Consider the following 15885-nt stretch of genomic DNA (forward strand, 5'->3'; position numbering starts at 1 on the left):
GCCCGGCTCGCCGGCTCCGCAGGGAGCCGCACCGGGACAGCAACATCCCGGGGTACGAGCTGGAGTCACACGACCGCCTGGCCCGCTGCCGACGGGGTGACCCGGGACTCCACCATCCCGGCCCGCGCGACGAGCACCCGGCGGCTTCCGGTCGGATGCGGACCGCACCGCCCACCGCTTGATCAGACCGTAGAGGACCGCCACGGGCCGGGGCAACAGTCCGTTCGGGATCACAGCCGTGCCCGCGACAGTGGGTACGGGTGCTCAGGGTGTCCGGAGACGCGCAGGGGATGATCACCCGGTGACGGCGATGAGGGGTAATCAGAAACTGTTCGGCGCTGCGTTCCTGGCGGTGGCGACGGTCGGGGTGTGGCTGCTCTGGCTGGGCTGGGACACCGAGTACACGGTCGACCCGGAGACCAGCTCGACGAGCGGTCCGTACGAGCCGTGGCAGGTGATCGGCTGCGTGTTGACGCTCGTGCTGCTCGCCGCCCTGGCCGGTACGCGGCTGAGCCCGTGGCTGGTGGCGCCGGTGATGACGATCGCCTTCACTGTGGCCTGGTCGTGGCAGGCCGCGTCGACCGACGACAGCGGGTTGTGGGCGGTCGGTGGATTCCTGGTGCTTGTCGGCATGGCCGCCGGCAGCACTGTGGTGAGCCTCGCGGGACGGCGCATCGGCAGGGCGCTGGCCAGCCGGAACCGCTAGGGCACGGCCCGGCCGGGACGTGGGTCGCCCCGGCCGGGCGTGACGTTGGGATGCCCGTCGTCAGGGTCTGCTGGCCACGACTCCTGACCCGCAGTCGAGAGCGCGATGGGATCAGTGGGCCGCGGCGGGCTCCGGCTCGCGGCGCGGCCCGGGCGCTCCCGCGAACGGGACGTCGACGTGCTCGGTCGCCGGCTGACCATCGGGGTGCCGCCACAGCCCGCGCTCGTGCAGGATCGGCAGCACACCTTCGCCGAACCAGTACGCCTCCTCCAGGTGCGGATAACCGGAGAGGATGAACTCGTCGATGCCGAGCGCGTGGTATTCGGCGATCCGATCGGCGATCTCGGTGTGGCTGCCCACGAGCGCGGTGCCGGCGCCGCCACGGACCAGCCCGACGCCGGCCCACAGGTTGGGTGCGACCTCCAGTCCGTCGCGGGAGCCGCCGTGCAGGTCGAGCATCCGGCGTTGCCCCTCGGATTCGCTGCGGCGTAGCCCGTTCTGCACTGCCAGAATGTCAGCCTCGTCGATGCCGTCGAGCAGGCGACGGGCCTGCGCCCACGCCTCGTCCGCGGTGTCCCGGGCGATGACGTGCAGCCGGATGCCGAAGCGCAGTTCACGGCCAGCGGCGGCAGCGAGCGACCGTACCCGGTCGAGCTTCTCGGCGACCTGGGCCGGCGGTTCGCCCCAGGTGAGGTAGACGTCGCTGTGCCGTACCGCCACCGGCAGTGCGGCGGCGGACGAGCCACCGAAGTAGACAGGTGGCGTCGGGTCGGGCAGCCGGTGCAGCCGCGCCTGCTCGACGCGCAGGTGGGTGCCCGTGTGGTCGACTGTCTCACCTCGCCACAGCCCGCGCACGATGTGCAGGAACTCGTCGGCCCGCGCGTACCGGGCGTCCTTGTCCAGGAAGTCGCCGAACGCCCGCTGCTCCTGGGACTCGCCTCCGGTGACCACGTTGAGCAGTAGCCGACCCCGGGACAGCCGCTGGAAGGTGGACGCCATCTGGGCGGCCAGGGTGGGTGCCAGCAGACCCGGTCGGAAGGCGACAAGGAACTTGAGCCGTTCCGTCACCTCGGTGAGCATCGCGGTGCTCAGCCAGGCGTCCTCGCACCACGCGCCGGTCGGGGTGAGCGCGCCGACGAAGCCGAGCTGCTCGGCGGTGCGGGCGATCTGCCCGAGGTAGGCGACGCTTGCTGGTCGGGCACGACCGGCAGTGCCGGACGGCATGCCGTGTCCGCCGCCGACGATGTCCCTGCTGTCGCCGTTTGTCGGCAGGAACCAGTGGAAGGTGAGGGTCATCTCGGCTCTTTCCTTCGGTGCGTGGTCGGTAGGCACTGCGGTGGGAGGGCCGCTCCTGAGGGTTGGGACGATCCCGCCGCCACTCTACCCATAAAACCTATCGGGTTAGTAGGCTACCGACCGCCCCGACCCCTACCGGTCGACGTGGCCCGGTTCACCTGCCCGACCCAAGGAGTCGCCATGCGTACCCCCTCGACGAGCCGCCACCTGCATCGCCGCAGGCTGGTCACGGCCGCCCTGACGGCTGCGGCCCTGATCGCCACGACCGCCCTGAGCGCCTGCGGCGGGTCCGCCGACGCCAAGGACGACGCCGGTACGCTCCGCATCGGCTACCAGCGCTTCGGCGGGCTGAGCCTGGTCAAGGCGCGCGACGCCACCCCCGGAGTGCAGTGGTCGCTGTTCGAGAGCGGACCGGCGCTCACCGAGGCACTCAAGGCCGGATCCATCGACATCGGACAGGTCGGCGAGGCCCCACCGGTCTTCGCCGCGGCCGGCAAGATCCCGTTCTCCGTCATCGGCACCTCCGCGCCGATCCCGCAGGGTGAGGCCGTGCTGGTCAAGGCCGACAGCGGCTACCGCACCTTCGCCGACCTGAAGGGCAAGCGGGTCGCCCTGAACAAGGGCTCCAACGTGCACTGGCTGCTGGTCCGGCTGCTGGAGGCCAACAACATGACGTTGCAGGACATCGACGTCAAGTACCTCAAACCCGCCGAGGGCCGACCCGCGTTCGACAACGGGCAGGTCGACGCCTGGGTGATCTGGGATCCGTACTTCGCCCTGGCCGAGCAGCCGGGGGTCCGCGTGCTCGCGGACGCGACGGGGCTGGCCAGCAACCGCGAGTACGTCCTGGCCGCACCGGACGCCGTCGAACACCGCTCCGACGAGATCCGCACGTTCCTCAAGCGGTACCGCGAGGTGACCGACTGGGGCATCGCCAACCCGCAGGAACGGGCCCGCATCCTCGCGCCGGAGCTGAAGATCCCCGAGGACGTCACCAGCCGCGCCCTCGCCCGCAGCGCCAAGCCGCTCGCCCCGGTCGGCCCGGACATCGGCGACGAACTCCAGGCGATCACCGACAGCTTCATCTCGCTGGGCCTCATCCCGGGCCCTGTCGACATGCGGTCCCGGATCGACGACCGGTTCAGCGAGGTGTTCCGGTGAGCCGTACGACTCTCGTCGAGGCCCCCGCCGAGGTCCCCGCCGCCGCGCCGGTCGCGGCTCGCCGTGAGCGGCCGGCCCGGCGGTGGCGACGGCTGGTGAGCCCGGTCGTGCTGGTGCTGGGCTGGGAGGCAGCGGCCCGGGTCGGGTTGCTGGCGCCTGAGAAGCTGCCCGCGCCGAGCGAGGTGCTGGCCACCGGCTGGCGGCTGACCCGCGACGGAACGCTCGCCGTACACCTGGTGGACTCGCTCACCCGCGCCGGAGTCGGGCTGCTGATCGGCGGCGTGCTGGCGTTGATCCTGGGCACGGTGGCGGGGTTGCTGCGGCTCGGCGACGACCTTGTGGACCCGCCTGTGCAGATGGGCCGAATGCTGCCGCACCTGGGGCTGGTCCCGCTGCTGATCATCTGGGTCGGCATCGGCGAACCGCTCAAGATCAGTCTGGTCGCCCTCGGTGCGTTCTTCCCGATCTACTTCAACACCTACGCCGGCATCCGGGACATCGACGAACGGCTTGTCGAGGCGGCCCGTACCTGTGGGCTCGGCCAGGCCGCCCGACTGCGCCACGTCGTGCTGCCCGGTGCGTTGCCCGCGCTGTTCCTCGGCCTGCGGCTGGCCATCGGCGCGGCCTGGCTCAGCCTCGTCGTCGGCGAACAGGTCAACGCCCAGACCGGAATCGGCTTCCTGATGATGGAGGCCCGCGAGTTCAGCCAGACCGATGTGGTGGTGCTCGGCCTGCTCGTCTACGCCCTGCTCGGACTGATATCCGACCTTGCCCTGCGTGTTGCGGAGAGGAAGATGTTGACATGGCGTCGCGGACTGCGGGCCACCTGACCGGTGCGGCGCCCGTGCTCACCGCCCGGGCGGTCCGCCGCGCGTTCGGGCCGACGACAGTGCTGGCCGGGGTCGATATGAGCATCGCGCGGGGCGAGGTAGTGGCCCTGCTGGGCGGCAGCGGTTCGGGCAAGAGCACGCTGCTGCGCATCCTCGCCGGGCTGGACGGCGCGGCCGGCGGCGAGATCGCCGTGCACGGCACCGCCGCAGTGGTCTTCCAGGAACACCGGCTGCTGCCGTGGAAGCGGGTCGCGGCGAACGTCGGGCTCGGTTTGTCCGGCCCCGATCCGGCCGGCCGCATCCAGCGGGCGCTCGCCGAGGTCGGGCTGGCCGACAGGCACCGGGCCTGGCCTGCCGAGTTGTCCGGTGGGCAGGCACAGCGGGTGGCCGTCGCACGTGCGCTGGTCCGCGAACCGGACCTGCTGCTGCTCGACGAGCCGTTCGGCGCCCTTGACGCGCTGACCCGCCTGCGGATGCAGATGCTGCTGCGCCGGCTGCGCGCCGAGCACGGTTTCGCTGCCCTGCTTGTCACCCACGACGTGGAGGAGGCCCTGCTGCTCGCCGACCGGATCCTGCTCCTGGACACGGGCCGCATCGCTGCGGACCTGCCTGTCGACCTGGCACCCACCCGTACGCCGGACGACCCGGCCTTCGGCGCGCTGCGCCGGCACCTGCTCGACCAACTCGGCGTTCCCACCACCTGACGAGCGGAGACCTCGATGGCTCGCTGGACCCCCGACCCCACCTTCTATCCCTCCCCCGGCGAGGCGGTGAACGCGCCCGCGGAGAAGCTCGCCTATGTGGCGGCGTTCGACCGGACAGCCACCCGGCCTGACGCGATAGTGGTGCTGGACACCGACCCCGACTCCCCCGACTACGGCCGGGTCGTCGGCTGGACCGACCTGCCGCACCTGGGCGACGAGTTGCACCACTTCGGTTGGAACGCGTGCAGCAGTGCGCTCTGCCCGACCGCCCCGCACCCGCACGTCGAGCGGCGCTACCTGATCGTGCCCGGCCTGCGCTCGTCGCGGATCCACGTCATCGACACCCAGCCCGACCCGCGCCAACCCCAGGTGGTGAAGGTGATCGGTCCGGAGGAGCTGGCCAAGCGCGCCGGCTACTCCCGCCCGCACACGGTGCACTGTGGCCCGGACGGCATCTACGTCTCGGCTCTCGGCGGCGCGGACGGCGCGGAGGGTCCGGGCGGCATCGCCATCCTGGACCACACCACATTCGAGGTACGCGGGGCGTGGGAGGCCGACCGGGGGCCACAGTTCCTGGCGTACGACATGTGGTGGCACCTCACCCAGGACGTGCTTGTCACAAGCGAGTGGGGCACCCCGTCGATGATCGAGGACGGCATCATCGGTGAGCTGCTGCTGGGCCGGCGCTACGGTCACGCCATCCACTTCTGGGATCTCGCGAAGCGCCGGCACGTGCAGCGGGTCGACCTGGGCGACCAGTATCAGATGCCACTGGAGCTACGCCCGGCGCACGACCCGACGAAGTCGTACGGGTTCGTCGGGGTGGTGATCAGCGTCGAGGACCTGTCCGCCTCGATCTGGCTGTGGCACCGCGACGGTGACGTCTGGGCGGTCACCAAGGTGATCGACATTCCGGCGGAACCGGCCGAGCCCGCGGACCTGCCCGACCTGCTCAAGCCGTTCGGCGCGGTGCCGCCGCTGGTGACCGACATCGACCTGTCCGTCGACGACCGTTTCCTGTACGTCTCCTGCTGGGGCACCGGGGAGCTGCGCCAGTACGACGTCAGCGACCCGCTGCACCCGGTGCTGAGGGGCTCGGTGCACCTCGGCGGGATCGTCCGCCGCACTGCGCACCCGTCCGCGCCGGACGAGGCGTTGGCCGGCGGCCCGCAGATGGTCGAGGTGAGCCGGGACGGCCGGCGGGTCTACGTCAGCAACTCCCTCTACGGCGCCTGGGACGACCAGTTCTATCCGGACGGGGTGGGCGCCTGGCTGGCCAAGCTGGACGTCGACGTGGAAGCCGGCGGTCTCACCCCGGACGTCAGGTTCTTCCCGCACGGCGACGAGTTCCGTGGCCTGCGCGTGCACCAGACGCGGTTGCAGGGCGGGGACGCATCCTCCGACTCGTACTGCTTCCCGTGACCGTCGGCACCTGGGTGACGCTCGCCGCCCTCGGCGCGTTCCACGGCCTGAATCCGGCGATGGGTTGGCTGTTCGCGGTGGCCCGCGGCCTCCAGGAGCGCAGCAGGACGGCCCTGCTGCGCTCGCTGCCGCCCATCGCGGCGGGGCATCTGGCCTCGGTGGGGATCGTCGCCGCGCTGGTCACCGCGACCCGTTCGGTGACGGCGAGCACCATCCTGGCGGTTGCCGGCGGCGTACTCCTTGTGGGTTTCGGGTTGTGGCGGTTGCTGTCCGAGCGGCACTTCCGCTGGGCGGGGATGCGGATGTCAGCGGCGCAGCTCGCCGGCTGGTCGTTTCTCATGTCGTCGGCGCACGGCGCGGGGTTGATGCTGCTGCCGGTGCTTGTGCACGAGCCCACGGCCGGGGGCCACGCCGGGCACCTGTCCGCCGCGCCGATGGGCGCGCTGCCCGGGCTGGCGGCGGCCGGGGTGCACACAGTGGCAATGCTCGGCACCGCACTGGTCGTCGCGGTGCTTGTCTACCAGGTGTTCGGGGTGGGGGTGCTGCGCCGGGCGTGGTTCAACGTCGACCGGCTCTGGGCCGGTGTGCTCGTTGCAGCCGGGGTGGTCACGCTGATTCGAGCGTGAGCTCCAGCCTCTGGGCGCGAAGCGGCCCGACCCGCGCCGGCCGGAGGCCAGCACGGGTCGGGCGTGGCGGCTGCGTCGCCGCCGTGGTGTCAGCGAGCCGGAGCGGTCAGGCGCGGGCCTTCGCCGGCTGCTTCAGGAAGGCCATGATCGCCTTGTTGACGTCGTCCGCGTTCGTCCACGGGATACCGTGCGGTGCGCCCTTGAGGGTGACGAGCTGGGCCGTCGGCATCATCGGGGCGAGCCGCTGACCGGTGACCGGGTACGGCAGCACGTTGTCCTTGTCGCCCTGGACGATCAGCACCGGCACGTCGATCTTCGGCAGGTCGCCGCGGAAGTCCTCCTGCCAGGCGTCGACGCTGTCGTGGGTGGCCTTGGCCGAGCCCATCGCGCCGATCTGCCAGTGCGCCCGGTACGCCTCGTCGCTGACCAGCTTGCCCTTGTTCTCGCTGTAGTTGAAGAACGCGTCGCAGAACTGGGTGAGGTAGGCGAAGCGGTCCTTGATGATGGCGTCCTGGAAGCCCTTGAAGAGGCTTGTGTCCACGCCCTCCGGATTGTCCTTGGCCTTGGCCAGCATCGGTTGCAGCGGGCTCAGCAGCACGGCCTTGCTCACCCGCTGCGAGCCGTAGTTGCCCAGGTAGCGGACGACCTCGCCGGTGCCCATCGAGTGGCCCACAAGGATCGCGTCCCGCAGGTCCAGTTCGGTCATCAACACGTCGAGGTCCGCCGCGAAGGTGTTGTAGTCGTACCCGAACGCCGGTTGGGCCGAATTGCCGAAGCCGCGCCGGTCGTAGGTGATGGTCCGGTATCCGGCGTTGAGCAGCGGAGTGACCTCCTTTTCCCACGTCGCCCCGTTGAACGGGAAGCCGTGGATCAGCACCACCGGCTGACCGGATCCGTGGTCCTCGTAGTACAGGTCGATGGGCGCGGAGTTTTCGGTCCCTACGGTGATGAAAGGCATGTTGTGTCTCCTGCTCCGGATCGGGGCTGTCGGACGTCCGCGCTTTCCCGTCAGGCCGCCGGATATGCGGACCGATGGATCGCCCAACGTCGCAGGAACAGGGGTTTTCCGATCCCGCCGGGCGGCCTAGCGTTGGGGGGTGACTCCTCCCCCTCGGCTACGGGCTGTCAGCGACCTGCACATCGGCTATCCGGAAAATCGGGAGTTCGTCCAGCAGCTACGCCCGGAGCACGACGGCGACTGGCTGATCGTCGCCGGCGACGTGGCCGAGCGGTACGCCGACATCGAATGGGCCCTCGGGCTGCTGAGCAGCCGTTTCGCGAAGGTGATCTGGGCGCCGGGCAACCACGAGTTGTGGACGCCTCCCAACGACCCGGTGCAGTTGCGCGGCGAGGCCCGCTACCAGGAGCTGGTGCGGCTGTGCCGGCGGCTGGGGATCGTCACGCCGGAGGATCCGTACCCGGTGTGGGACGGCGCGGGCGGTCCGGCCACCATCGCCCCGCTCTTCGTGCTGTACGACTACACGTTCCGGATGCCCGAGGCGCGCACCAAGCAGGAGTCACTGGACCTTGCGTACGCGGCCGGGGTGGTGTGCACCGACGAGGCGCTGCTGCACCCCGACCCGTACCCGAGTCGGGAGGCGTGGTGCGACGCCCGGGTCACCGAGACCGAACGCCGGTTAGCCGAGCTCGACCCGGAGCTGCCGACAGTGCTTGTCAACCACTACCCGCTGGTCCGCGAGCCCACCGACGTGCTGTGGTACCCGCAGTTCGCCCAGTGGTGCGGCACGGTCCGCACCCGCGACTGGCACCTGCGCTTCGGCGCGTCCACGATGGTTTACGGGCACCTGCACATTCCGCGTACGACCTTCCACGACGGTGTGCGTTTCGAGGAGGTCTCGTTGGGCTATCCGCGCGAGTGGCGTCGGCGCGGGTCCACGCCCCGCCCGGTACGCACCATCGACCCGGCGGAGGACATGCGCCGGATGCGGCAGACGACAGGCTGACGGGCCATCGGGTGGCCAACGGCCGGAGCCGGTGGCCACCCCTGCGACGGTTCAGCTGGCGTAGACCTCCAGAGCCGAGAGTTGACCGGCCGGCCAGCCGGTGTTGCCGGTGACGGTGATCCGCACGTAGCGGGTCTGCGCGGCGGCGACGGTGAGCGTCACCTGGTTGCCGGTGGCCGGGTCGAAGGTGCGGCCCGCCGCGGCGACGAGCGTGCCGAAGCTGGTTCCGTCGGTGCTGCCGTGCGCAGCGAGGTCTGCGTCCGGGTGCCCCAGGCCGCCGACGGCGGCAGCCTGAGCACCACCCGACCGACGGTACGCGTCGCGCCCAGGTCGACCTGGACCCACTGCGGAAAGACGCCGTTGACGCTCTCCCAGTAGCTGTTCGGGTCACCGTCGACCACGTTGCCGGAGCCGTAGATCTGGGTGTGGCTGCTCTCGGCGGTGGGTCGGCCGGCGGCCAGGTCACCGCCGGGCGGCGGGGGCGTGCCGCCGAGCACCGGCGGCGTCGGGCGTACGGGGGTGAGCGCGATCTGGCCCTTGAGCATGCGGCCACCGTCGGCGGTGATCCGCAGGTAGTAGTCGGCGGAGCAGGCGACGCCGTCCTCGTCCAGTGACCGGATGCCCGCCCCGGCGGGGGTCGTCGCCTGCGTCTCGGAGGTCTTGGCGATCTGGTTGCCCTCGTTGTACTCGTCGAACATGGACACGTAGAGGCCCTGGGCACCGAGTCGGATCATGTTGTAGAGGTGCCGCCAGTAGAAGTCCCCGTGGCGGCGGTGCCCCGAGGAGAGGTCGCCGGGCATCACGCACGGTTGGTAGTCGATGCCCCGCGCCGCGCAGTCCGCGAGGTCAGGCACGTTGACGTTGGTGTGGAACCAGTCGAGCCCTTCCAGGGTGCCGGTCCGGCCCACCATCCACGGCGAGAGCATGTTGAAGGCGTGGTAGACGTCGAGGAAGCCGGCGCGCGAGTCGTTGACGCCCTGCCGCCAGTAGGTCGGCACTCCGCCGATGACGTAGCAGCCCTGCGCCTTGAACCAGTTGACGACCTCCAGGCAGGGTGCCGGGGCGAAGGGTCGCCCGGGGTCGTCGAAGCCGAAGCCCCAGATGCAGACGACCGGCCTGCCGTTCTGCCGGGCGTACGCCGGGGAGGCGGTGTGCGCTGACATCTTCGTGGTCCAGTCGGTCTTGAGTTCCGACTGCATGTTCGTCCAGCTGGTGACGTCGTACATGATGTAGAACTTCCGGCCGTGGCGTTCGGCGGCGGAGCGGACCTTCTGCGTCATCGCGTCGCGGGTCGGGCCCTCGTCGCCGAACGGGTTGAACCGTTGCAGCGCGGCGGTGTCGCAGCCGTGCTCCTGCATCCAGCGGAAGTGGGTGTCCACTGTCTGCTGGTCGTAGGAGGAGAAGAGGGTGGCGGGCGAGCCGTTGCCGAGGTTCGGGTAGGCGGTGGGGTAGCCACGCGTGTACTCGCGCATGTCCGGCCAGGACACGATCGTGGTGTTGGCAGGTGACGGGGGCTGGAACCGGTCCCGGCCCCAGTGCCACCAGCCGCCGATGGGTGCGGAGTCGCCGGGGGCGCTGAACCAGCCCTGGTAGCCGACCGACACCTTGCCGACGACGTCGCCCACCGGGCTGGCGGCGTACGCGGGTCGGGCCAGGGCGCCGAGCAGTTCGGTGGTGGAGGTGGCGGCGAGGGCGGACCCGGCCAGCACCGATCCGACGAATCCGCGGCGGGAGACCGCCATGGGTGACCACTCCTTCGGGACGGAAGGCATTGACGGTCATCGTGGCAGCAACGGATGTCGACCCGCAAGAGTTTGACTGGGCGTTGCAATTTGCGGCCAGTGAAGCGGAAGATTCAATCGAGCTGCCGGACGGGGGCGGGGGTCGGAGCCACCGCGGCTCCGACCCCCGTTCCGGCACGCGGGCCCGTTACGGGGTGGGGTACTCCGCGATGTAGACCGGCGCACCGACCTTCGTCATGTCGGCAGCCTCGCCGACTCCGTTGACCACGTGGTCGATCGTGCCGGCGCTGAGGTTGACGGTCATGATGTGGTGCAGCTTCACGCCCGGCCGCCTCGGCACCTCGAAGCCGTTCTCGGTGCGGATCGACGGGTTGTTCTGGTTGAAGACGTAGACCCCGCCGCCGTACAGGGTGTGGTGGCGTACCCGGTCGCCGACCTTGTAGCCGGCCCACCCCTTGACCCGGCCGTTCATCCAGTCGGCCTGCGTCGGCGGGTCGTACGGCAGCTCGTTCTGGTAGAGGATCGTGGTGCCGTGCTCGCCGTTCCAGACCGTGTTGTAGCGCTGGAAGTGCTCGACGAACAGGCCGGTGGCGGTCACGTGGTCGCCGTTGATGACGGCGCCGTAGCGACCGGTGTTGGTGCGCCAGCGGTCGGTGTCGCCGTTGACACCCTCGGTGAAGCCCTCGACCCCGTGGTCGCCGCGCCACACCCAGGTGTGGTCGATGAGCACGTTGTCGCTGTTGACCTCCAGCGCGGTGTTGGTCCGGCCGATGTGCGGGCCGCCGACACGGAAGTACACGTCGGACAGCGTGGTCGGGTTGGTGCGGCTGCTGGCCTGGTGACCGTGCTGACGACCGACACGCAGCAGGACCGGTGACTCGACGGTGCCGGCGTCGATGGTGACACCGGCGACGATCACGCCGGGGACACCTGCGACGTCCAGCGGGACGGCGCCGTTGACGGCGGTGAGCGTGGCGTGCCCGATGCCGAGCACCACTGTGTTGGCGCGGCGGATCTCGATGCTGCGGGCGATGTCGTACACGCCGGGGGTGAGCAGCAGGTGCTTACCGCGCGCCAACTGGCTGTTGATCACGTGCACCGGGTCGGACGGCTTCGCGATGAAGAAGTCACCGATGCCGATGGTCCGGCCCGGCGTCATGCCGTCGGCCCAGGAGACACCACGGCTGTCGCGCTGCGCGGCGGGCACTCGCACGTTGTAGCGACCCCTGCCGTCGACGAACAGGTAGGGCTTCTCCCGGCTCAGCGGCGTGGTGTCGAGGGTGGTGTACGGCGGGTCGGGGAACGTGGCGTCGTCGGGCGCGCCCTCCACGCCCGCGAAGACCTGGTTCCACACGGCGTTGGACCAGCTGGCGACCTCGCTGTTGCGGGTCAGCCACTGCTGCTGGGACCCGTTCGTGGTGGCCGGCAGCCGCGAGTCGGCGATGAAGCCGCCGCTTGCGTACTGCGGGCCGGCGGTGCAGTAGTCCATCAACGACAGCCCGCCGCCGTTGATGTTGAGCCGGCGCATCGACACCGCCTGGGACACCGCCCAGAAGTTCGCAGTCGACCGGCAGTCGTCCTGGCCCGCGGCGTTAATGGTGAGCGACAGGTTGGACAGGGTGCGCCAGAAGTTGACGAGCGCGAGGCAGTTGCCGGTGCCACCGTCGGCGAGGCAGCGGTTGTAGACCTCCAGCTTGCCGTTGACTGTGACGTCGGTGGGCGAGGCCCCGAGGCCGGACACTTCGGTGTAGTAGCCGACCTTGGCCTGCAACGGCCGCTCGGCAGTGCCGTAGGTGCCGGGCTTGAACAGGTACGCGTGCCGCTCGGTGCCCATCTCGTTGTCGACCTGGCGGGCGTGGGCCGCGTCGAGGGTCCGCTGGATCTCGCTGACCGGCATGGCCGGGTCGAAGATCGTCACGTTGGGTCCGAAGTCGGGAGCGCCGCCCGTGGGGCGACCGGCGGTGGCGGCGGTGCTGGTCATGGTGACGGCGGCTGTCACCAGCAGAGCGAGAAGGAGGGTACGTCGGGACGGGCTTGTCATGCGGTTCGTCCAATCCACTGGCCAGACGGGCGCCCAGCAAGAGAGCGCTCTCTTGCCCCCGTTTCTACCCGCCCCCAAGCCGTCACGCCATCCCACAAGCCCACCCACCCCATCGCCACCGGAACCCGCCTCGCCCCCACCTCACCCCCGTCGCCCCGCCCCACCCCGCCCGCTCGTCGATCATGGAGTTGTGGTGGGGGACTTAGTGGATTTCTGCCGGTATTTCGACCACCACAACTCCATGATCGACGGGGTTGGAGGGGGTCGGGAGCGGGTCGGGAGCGGGTCGGGAGGGGTCGGGAGCGGGTCGGGAGGGGGTCGGGAGCGCTTTTGGGGCCGCAGGGCGACGTTACGATGACCGCCGTGCAGTTCGGGGTGCTCGGGCCGCTCGCCGTCACCACCGACGCCGGCGAGCCGGTGGTGGTACCCGGCACCAAGGTGCGCGCCCTGCTGGCCGACCTGCTGACCAACCGCAACCGGGTCGTGTCCGCGGACCGGCTCATCGACGACCTGTGGGGCGAGGACTCCCCCGCCAACCCCGCCGGCGCCCTCCAGGTACGGGTGTCCCAGCTGCGCAAGGCGCTCAACGACGCCGAGCCCGGTGCCCGCGACCTTGTCGAGTCCCGACCACCGGGCTACCTGCTGCGGGTCGAGGCGATCGACGCCGACAGGTTCGGCGAACTTGCCAGGTGCACCGACGTCGACCGGCTCACCGAGGCCCTCGCGCTGTGGCGCGGCGACGCCTACGCGGACGTGGCCGACGCCGAGTTCGTCCGGGCGGAAGCGACCCGTCTCGCCGAGCAGCGCCTCGCCGTGCACGAGCGGCGGGCCGAGGCCCGGCTGGCGCGCGGCGAGCACGACCTGGTCGCCGCCGACCTCGCCGAACTGGTCGCCCGGCACCCGCTGCGCGAGGGCCTGCGGGCCGTGCAGCTACGGGCGCTGTACGCGGCCGGCCGCCAGTCCGAGGCGCTGGACAGCTACACCGACCTGCGCGACCGGCTCGCCGACGAGCTGGGACTGGACCCTGCCCCGGAGCTTGTCGCCCTGCACCGTCGCATCCTCGAACAGGACGCCGACCTGAGCGCGCCACCGACGGCGACGACCACCCGCGACAACCTCCCCGCCCAGCTCGACGAGCTGATCGGACGGGCCGAGGCGCTGTCCGAGCTGCGGACCCTGCTGCCCCGGCAACGGTTGGTCACGCTGGTCGGGCCCGGCGGGGTGGGCAAGACGCGACTCGCCATCGAAGCGGCCCGTACCGTCCCCGGTGGCGTCCGCATGGTCGAGCTGGCGCCACTGCCCGCCGGTGACCTCGGCATCGCCGAACGGGTGCTCGGCGCGCTTGACGTGCGCGAGTCCCCCGGCATCAACCTCTCCGCCGTCGACAGGCTCGTCGCGGCGTTGCGGCAACGGCACCTGCTGCTCGTGCTGGACAACTGCGAACACGTCATCGAGCCGGTCGCCGAGCTGGTGGCCCGGCTGCTGCGCGCCGTACCCGGGCTGAGCGTGCTGGCCACCAGCCGAGAACCGCTCGGGCTGACCGGGGAGCTGCTCTGGGACGTACCCCCGTTGTCCGTGCCCGGCGACGGTGACCTGGACACGGTCCGGCGCTCGGCGGCGGCCCGGTTGTTCGCCGCCCGCGCCGCCGCGCAGCAGCGCGGATTCCGGCTCGACGCGCGCACGGCACCGGCGGTGGCCCAGCTCTGCCGCCGTCTCGACGGCCTGCCGCTGGCGCTTGAGCTGGCCGCGACCCGGGTACGGGCGCTCGGCGTGCGGGGCGTGGTGCAGCGGCTCGACGACCGGTTCCGGCTGCTCGCCACACAGCAGCGGGACGTGCCGCCGCGGCAGCGGACGCTGACCGCCGTCATCGGCTGGAGCTGGGACCTCCTGGACGAGGCGGACCGGCTCGCCCTGGCCCGGCTCGCCGTGTTCGGCGACGGCTGCACGCCGGAGGCCGCCGAGCGGGTCTGCGGGAGCGACCTGGACACGCTGGCGCGACTCGTGGACCGGTCGCTCGTGGTGCTCGACGATGCGGGTGCGGCACCGCGCTACCGGCTGCTCGAATCGGTGGCCGCGTTCTGCCTGGACCGCCTCGCCGACGCCGACGCGGTCCGGGCACGGCACGCCGCCTATTACACCGGGTTGGCCGAACGCGCCGACCCAGGGCTTCGCGGTGCCGAGCAGCAGCGATGGCTTGCGGTGCTGGACGCCGAGACTGCGAACCTGCGCGCGGCGCTGGACAACGGCGGCGGGCTGCGCCTGGCTGTCGCGTTGAGCTGGTACTGGTACCTGCGCGGCCGGTTCACCGAGGCACGGCGGGCGCTCGCCACACGCGGCGACGAGGAGCAGGAGGCGCGCTCGGCGCCCTGGCGGGTCGGCTTCGCGCTGTTGCAGGGCGACGAGATCCGACCAGCCGACGTACACGCCGCGGTGGCCGGTGGGACAGACGAACGGGCCGCCTGGTTCGCGGCGAACGCGGTGATCGACCACAGTGACCTGACCCTCGCGGCGGAGCTGCTGCCCACCACCGTCGCCGATCCGTGGACCGAGGCAGCGGTGCTCAGCTCCCGGGCCAGGATCGCGCACGCGATGGGTGACCAGGGCGCACTGGAGAGCGCCGCGACCCGCAGCGCCGCGCTGTTCGCGAAGCTCGGCGACCGGTGGGGACGGCTCGTTGCGACCGAGTGGGTGGGTGGGCTCGCGGACATGCGCGGCGAGCACGAACGCGCCGCGGCCCTGTACCGGGAAGGGTTGCGCTGGGCCGAGGAGCTGGCACTGTGGCCGCAGGTGGGCAGCACGCTGTCCTGGCTGGCCTGGCTCGCGGTGCAGACCCGCGACTACGCGCAGGGCCGCGAACTCGCCGAACGCGCGTACCAGTTGGCGCTGGAGCAGGCCACGCCCAGCGCCATCGTCTTCGCGCAGATGAGCCTCGCTCTGGCGGCCCGCCGCGACGGCAAGCTCGACGTCGCCGTCACCCACCTGAGCCACCTCGTCGAGCAGGGCCGCGCCGAGCCCTGCCCGGCGTTGTACCTGCCGCTGGTCCTTGTCGAGCTGGGCTACGCGGTCGAACAGGACGGCGACCCGGACGGCGCACTCGCCCTGCACGTCGAGGCGTTCGCGGCCGCCGAGGCGATCGCGTCGACACGGGACACGATCGGTCCCCTGGAGGGGATGGCGTCGGCGGTCCGCTCACCGGAGGCCGCCGCCCGGCTCCTCGGCGCGGCGGCCGCCGCCCGGCTGGTCACCCGGTCTCCCGCCTCTCCCACCGAACGGGACGAGATCGACCGGGTGGCCGAACGCCTTCTGTCCGTCCTGGGGCGGGAACGCTTCGACGCCCTGGTCGCCGACGGCATGGAGCTGAGCCCGAGCGAGGCTCGCGCTCAGCTCTGACCA

General features: G+C 71.2%; 12 protein-coding genes. 8 read left to right on the forward strand and 4 right to left on the reverse strand.

Features of this window, described 5'->3' with window-relative positions; translation table 11 throughout:
* Window positions 1-310: 310 nt before the first annotated feature.
* Window positions 311-706 carry a hypothetical protein gene (locus tag F4558_RS11765; protein ID WP_053659631.1) on the forward strand — a complete coding sequence of 132 codons (396 nt, stop codon included), beginning with the start codon at window positions 311-313 and terminating at the stop codon, window positions 704-706.
* A gap of 111 nt (window positions 707-817) precedes the next feature.
* Here the strand turns inward: F4558_RS11765 and F4558_RS11770 are convergent, their stop codons facing one another.
* Complete coding sequence (locus F4558_RS11770; RefSeq protein WP_053659629.1) at window positions 818-2002, reverse strand: LLM class flavin-dependent oxidoreductase; 1185 nt, start codon at window positions 2000-2002, stop codon at window positions 818-820.
* Window positions 2003-2182: 180 nt separating this feature from the next.
* On the opposite strand from F4558_RS11770, the gene F4558_RS11775 reads away from it, so the two are divergent.
* Genes F4558_RS11775 through F4558_RS11795 form a run of 5 tightly spaced genes read left to right on the forward strand, consistent with a single transcriptional unit; the run spans window position 2183 to window position 6745 of the window.
* Window positions 2183-3163 carry an aliphatic sulfonate ABC transporter substrate-binding protein gene (locus F4558_RS11775; protein ID WP_053660027.1) on the forward strand — a complete coding sequence of 327 codons (981 nt, stop codon included), beginning with the start codon at window positions 2183-2185 and terminating at the stop codon, window positions 3161-3163.
* Window positions 3160-3993 (forward strand): ABC transporter permease, encoded by an 834-nt coding sequence (locus tag F4558_RS32125; RefSeq protein ID WP_053659627.1) that lies wholly within the window; start codon window positions 3160-3162, stop codon window positions 3991-3993. The genes F4558_RS11775 and F4558_RS32125 overlap by 4 nt, the downstream gene beginning before the upstream one ends.
* Entirely contained in the window at window positions 3966-4697 is a 732-nt protein-coding gene (locus tag F4558_RS11785) for an ABC transporter ATP-binding protein (RefSeq protein ID WP_167944033.1), read from the forward strand. Before F4558_RS32125 ends, F4558_RS11785 begins: the two co-directional genes overlap by 28 nt.
* A 15-nt stretch (window positions 4698-4712) precedes the next feature.
* Window positions 4713-6119 carry a selenium-binding family protein gene (locus tag F4558_RS11790; RefSeq protein WP_167944034.1) on the forward strand — a complete coding sequence of 469 codons (1407 nt, stop codon included), beginning with the start codon at window positions 4713-4715 and terminating at the stop codon, window positions 6117-6119.
* Window positions 6116-6745, forward strand: a complete 630-nt coding sequence (locus F4558_RS11795; RefSeq protein ID WP_053659621.1) for a hypothetical protein — start codon at window positions 6116-6118, stop codon at window positions 6743-6745. Before F4558_RS11790 ends, F4558_RS11795 begins: the two co-directional genes overlap by 4 nt.
* Before the next feature lie 106 nt (window positions 6746-6851).
* Here F4558_RS11795 and F4558_RS11800 read toward each other — a convergent pair whose 3' ends face one another.
* Window positions 6852-7703 carry an alpha/beta fold hydrolase gene (locus F4558_RS11800; protein ID WP_053659619.1) on the reverse strand — a complete coding sequence of 284 codons (852 nt, stop codon included), beginning with the start codon at window positions 7701-7703 and terminating at the stop codon, window positions 6852-6854.
* A 139-nt stretch (window positions 7704-7842) separates the two neighbouring features.
* On the opposite strand from F4558_RS11800, the gene F4558_RS11805 reads away from it, so the two are divergent.
* The gene (locus F4558_RS11805; protein ID WP_167944035.1) at window positions 7843-8709 is read left to right on the forward strand and encodes a metallophosphoesterase family protein; all 867 of its coding nucleotides are present in this window, start codon (window positions 7843-7845) and stop codon (window positions 8707-8709) included.
* 158 nt (window positions 8710-8867) lie between these two features.
* On the opposite strand, the gene F4558_RS11810 is transcribed toward F4558_RS11805, so the two are convergent.
* Complete coding sequence (locus tag F4558_RS11810; RefSeq protein ID WP_312877316.1) at window positions 8868-10451, reverse strand: glycoside hydrolase family 99 protein; 1584 nt, start codon at window positions 10449-10451, stop codon at window positions 8868-8870.
* Window positions 10452-10638: 187 nt separating this feature from the next.
* Window positions 10639-12492, reverse strand: coding sequence for a pectate lyase-like domain-containing protein (locus F4558_RS11815; RefSeq protein WP_167944036.1), 1854 nt, complete (start codon window positions 12490-12492; stop codon window positions 10639-10641).
* Window positions 12493-12846: 354 nt separating this feature from the next.
* Between F4558_RS11815 and F4558_RS11820 the strand changes: the two genes are divergently transcribed.
* Window positions 12847-15882: an AfsR/SARP family transcriptional regulator gene (locus tag F4558_RS11820; protein WP_209273262.1), complete on the forward strand. Its 3036-nt coding sequence runs from the start codon at window positions 12847-12849 to the stop codon at window positions 15880-15882.
* Window positions 15883-15885 lie beyond the last annotated feature (3 nt).

The sequence above is a fragment of the Micromonospora profundi genome, from assembly GCF_011927785.1.
GTDB lineage: Bacteria > Actinomycetota > Actinomycetes > Mycobacteriales > Micromonosporaceae > Micromonospora > Micromonospora profundi.

Coding starts and splice junctions, on each gene's coding strand:
- F4558_RS11765 (WP_053659631.1), top strand. CDS start 311: ATGAGGGGTAATCAGAAACTGTTCGGCGCTGCGTTCCTGGCGGTGGCG.
- F4558_RS11770 (WP_053659629.1), bottom strand. CDS start 2,002: ATGACCCTCACCTTCCACTGGTTCCTGCCGACAAACGGCGACAGCAGG.
- F4558_RS11775 (WP_053660027.1), top strand. CDS start 2,183: ATGCGTACCCCCTCGACGAGCCGCCACCTGCATCGCCGCAGGCTGGTC.
- F4558_RS11785 (WP_167944033.1), top strand. CDS start 3,966: ATGGCGTCGCGGACTGCGGGCCACCTGACCGGTGCGGCGCCCGTGCTC.
- F4558_RS11790 (WP_167944034.1), top strand. CDS start 4,713: ATGGCTCGCTGGACCCCCGACCCCACCTTCTATCCCTCCCCCGGCGAG.
- F4558_RS11800 (WP_053659619.1), bottom strand. CDS start 7,703: ATGCCTTTCATCACCGTAGGGACCGAAAACTCCGCGCCCATCGACCTG.
- F4558_RS11810 (WP_312877316.1), bottom strand. CDS start 10,451: ATGGCGGTCTCCCGCCGCGGATTCGTCGGATCGGTGCTGGCCGGGTCC.
- F4558_RS11815 (WP_167944036.1), bottom strand. CDS start 12,492: ATGACAAGCCCGTCCCGACGTACCCTCCTTCTCGCTCTGCTGGTGACA.
- F4558_RS11820 (WP_209273262.1), top strand. CDS start 12,847: ATGACCGCCGTGCAGTTCGGGGTGCTCGGGCCGCTCGCCGTCACCACC.